At 53.9% G+C, this 3,673-nt stretch carries 3 protein-coding genes; 2 read left to right on the forward strand and 1 reads right to left on the reverse strand.

Translation table 11 applies throughout. From position 1 onward, the window contains the following. Window positions 1-142, forward strand: a 142-nt coding sequence (locus tag BQ7477_RS10955) for a chorismate-binding protein (protein WP_200783532.1), incomplete at its 5' end; no start/stop codon positions are given. A gap of 419 nt (window positions 143-561) precedes the next feature. Then, window positions 562-1,548: a hypothetical protein gene (locus BQ7477_RS10960; protein WP_073983908.1), complete on the forward strand. Its 987-nt coding sequence runs from the start codon at window positions 562-564 to the stop codon at window positions 1,546-1,548. Between the two features lie 499 nt (window positions 1,549-2,047). Here BQ7477_RS10960 and BQ7477_RS11785 read toward each other — a convergent pair whose 3' ends face one another. Then, window positions 2,048-3,478: a hypothetical protein gene (locus BQ7477_RS11785; protein WP_129582586.1), complete on the reverse strand. Its 1,431-nt coding sequence runs from the start codon at window positions 3,476-3,478 to the stop codon at window positions 2,048-2,050. Window positions 3,479-3,673 lie beyond the last annotated feature (195 nt).

Consider the following 3,673-nt stretch of genomic DNA (forward strand, 5'->3'; position numbering starts at 1 on the left):
CGCCCTGCGCTGCGGGCTGGCGTCGGGGACGCGCCTGCGCCTGTTTGCCGGGGCCGGCATCATGCCGGATTCGGACCCCGACTTGGAGTTGACCGAGACCGAGGCCAAGATGCGCCCGCTACTGGACGCCCTCGGGGTGTGACGGCGGCGGGAGGTTCGTTCGTCGGATGGGGGTCTGTCGCGTTCGAGTGCGATCTACCGGCCCACCGCCGATTCGCGCGGCCCTCATTCCGGGGCCATCAATCCCGGGCCACATATGCGATCTGTAGCGCCTGTATCCAACACCAGCCCCACCGCATGACGACGCTCTGGTGTCAAACGACGACGAGCTCCCGTCACAGGCGCCCCACTTTCCGCAGGCACTCACGCCCGCTCAACGAAGCGTCAACAACACAGGCCTGCCCCCTGTGTTACTGCCGCCATAAGAGGTAGTATGAGGCATGTTGAGGCCTTTCGGTTGGACGGGGTAGGAGCCGCCGCTGGAAAGCCCCCTGTTAAGCCACCGCGACAGGTCAAACCTCTCACATCGTCCCTGCGTCCCCCACACATGAAGGGCTATCAATGAACAACACACCATGGCGCAAGTGCTGGGTTGCCGCTGCCTCGTGCGTGGGCCTCGTGGCCGCCGCATCCGGGGCGCGCTACTGGTCCAACTACGTGTACCTATCCGACCTGACCGCCTTGGACGCGTGGAACCGTTACATGGATCTCATCAAAGATGGGAAATATGACGAGGCTCTGGCATACTCTCCGGATCTCGTCACCAATTCCGACGGGCGATACTCCACAGCGTTCCTCACCGACGCCGCACACGCCCACGCACCCAGCACGGTCAGTTTCGAAGGAACCTTATCGGACGGGGATACTGGCACCTATCCGCATCCCTGGGTTAATGGATGGATTCGATACAATGACGGGCCTTCCTCACAGCGCCCCTTCCGCACCGCTCTCGATAGGACAGACAAGAGGAACGGTCAGCTCGGCATGTGGGAGATCAGTGGTTCCTCGTTCGGGTCAACGAGTGCCTTTATCGATACAGCTGGACTTCGCAGCATTCGTATCGGTGATGTGTCGGTCGACAACCCCCAGGGCTCCTATTCCCTTTTTCCTGGTAGCTATCGCGTGGAAGCCGTTCCACAGAATCCCGACTACTGGACGATCGAGTACGCGCGTCCTCTCGGCGACGGGGCAGGAGAAATTCGCGCGGACACGTCGATCACACTGTTCAAGATTGAGCCAAGCGACAAGCTGAAGGATTGGATTCAGACGGAGAGCGAAGCATTCGCAGTATCTTGCCGCACCGGCACACCGGATCCCGCCAGGGAGGGACGCTGTGGCGCTCTTGCATACAGTACGGAACCGTTGGATGCGACAAACGACCTGTTATTCAGCTCACTGCGCGGCACAACCTTCCCCCTGGGAGTAGCAACAGGACCCACCGACCCCGCATCCGGCAAGAAACTCCCCCAAGCAACCTCTTTCACGTGCACCATCAACTTTGCCTACGACGGAGCAGAGCCCACGCTCGACTGCACACCGGTCAAGTAATTCACGGTTGTTTATGCATCTGTTGTCCAGGCCGCTTGGTGTAGTTCGTAGTCGATGGGGGATTTGCCGACCGGATTCTAGAGGCGGCTGCAACACGTGTTATGCCCTGAGCAGCAGTTCGAGGCGCTGGCGCTTTCGTTCCGCGACGCGAAGAAATCGCGGCCTTTTCCCAAGAACTCGTTCTCCTTCTGAGCTCGCGCCGATCAGGACGGTCATCATGCACGGCCTGGAGAATGCCGTACTCGATGTGCCCCACCGGCACACCGTCGATTCGCCCAGCCAATAATCCCCGGCCACAGACGAAATCATCGAGCCCTATCCAACGCCGACCCCGTCACATCACGACAATACTACGACGTCAAACGACGACGCGTTCCCATAACAGGCATCTCACTCTCCACAGGCTCACACGCCCACTTCACGAAGTTACAACAACACAAGCCTAAGCCCATCCAAAACAAACCATCCAAAAAACACTGCCCCCTCGCTGGCGTAGCGATTAAGCGAACTTTGGTATTGTTTTCGTAGCACCCTGCATTGCCTCTGCAATCTTTCGAATATTATCCGCCGAGTCAATCTCCGTAGATTTCATCTCACTATCGAATCTTTGCAGTCCAGTAGCAATACCCTCACAAGATTCAGAAAGACGCTGAAGGGTAAGTCGAATCTCTTCCACTACATTATAAAAGCTATTTGATGGGCCGGAAGGGGAAACGCCGAGCGAGTGCCAGCGGGCGAAAGCAGCAGTGTAATTACTTCTATAGGTATCTTCCTTAATATTGTTAAGGTGTGATACAATCTCAGGCAAATTACCATTGTAGACTTGCTCAAGCATTTCATGATCAACAGAAAGAACCTGAGTGCGACTTGACGCATACTCTACTTGATCATCAATAGTTAGGTCACCACTATCATATCGCTCTTTGAGCGTGTCCGAAATAGCGATGTAAGCATTTTGAACACCTTCCTCTGCACACCTGAAATTCTCGTCTATTTTTGCAATAGCGTTTTCAAATTCAACAATGATATTTTCGTCTGTATAGACGAAAGTATTCAATGGGGTTTCTGCACTATCTACCGTGAGCCAAGTGCTAATCTGACCGAGAACATCAGCAGTTGCACCTAGATCACCCTTCATAATTCTCTCAGCGTAGTCCGTTACCTTGAGAAGTGTAATTGCAAAGTCGAGTGCACACTTTGTTTGCCGTGCCGTAATGTTATTACATGCTGCGATGGCACTGCTAATCGCACTGCGAGTTTCAGAACGAAGGACATTGATTGCGTGCGCATTGAGATTAATTAACGAAACACATGCATAACTTGCCTCTGCAAGGATACTAATTGCAGGTTTAAGCCCTCCGAGCATGTCGTTTGCGACATGGTTTAGCGTCTGGGAGTTCGAATCCGAGAGCTTATTCTTTGCTGTTTCAATCCACAAAGGAAGAGAATCTGGATTCTGATTACTATCAGCAATGAGTTGTTTTGCCCAGTCAATCGTTGTTGCGCGAAGCGCGCTTACGTCTGCGTAAGTGGGTAATGAATAGTGCCCATCGAGAGCAAGGTCAATACGGGCACAAAGTTGACTGAAAACTGCCGCATAATGGTTGGGCTGTTGCGGCGCTTGACCACTGAGAAGAATGCCACCTCCGGAACCATCTGCTGTCGGCCGGGAAACCTCAATCGGTTTCAAAGTAACTGGCATTGCAGGGTAGCCTTGCAATGGAGTTGGATTAAGGATATAAGATGTCTCGGTGACTGAAAAGCGTCGACTCCTCATGTGCGCATCGCAAATTGCGCGTTTAAACTGGTGAACAAGGTCAGCAAACTGTTCACTGTGCTTGTCTTGATATTGATTAGGCCCCAGCCTCACCCCTTGCTCTGCTTGGTCGATTGGGTCGCCGTCGATCGTGAATGGATCATAGTTTGCCATGAAAGCTCCTCGAACTATTGCTACATTGTAGCAAACTCTAGGTTATTTGGCGTGGAAGTTTCGATGGGTGGTAGCAATGAGTTCGTTGAATGCTTCTGTTGGGGTGCGGTAGCCGAGGGTGGCTCTGGGGCAGTTGTTCAGTTCGTAGGCGATGGCGTCGAGGTAGGGTTGGTGGCTGGTGATGGGGGTTCCTTT

Origin of the sequence: Actinomyces bouchesdurhonensis, from assembly GCF_900128465.1 — a bacterium.
GTDB lineage: Bacteria > Actinomycetota > Actinomycetes > Actinomycetales > Actinomycetaceae > Pauljensenia > Pauljensenia bouchesdurhonensis.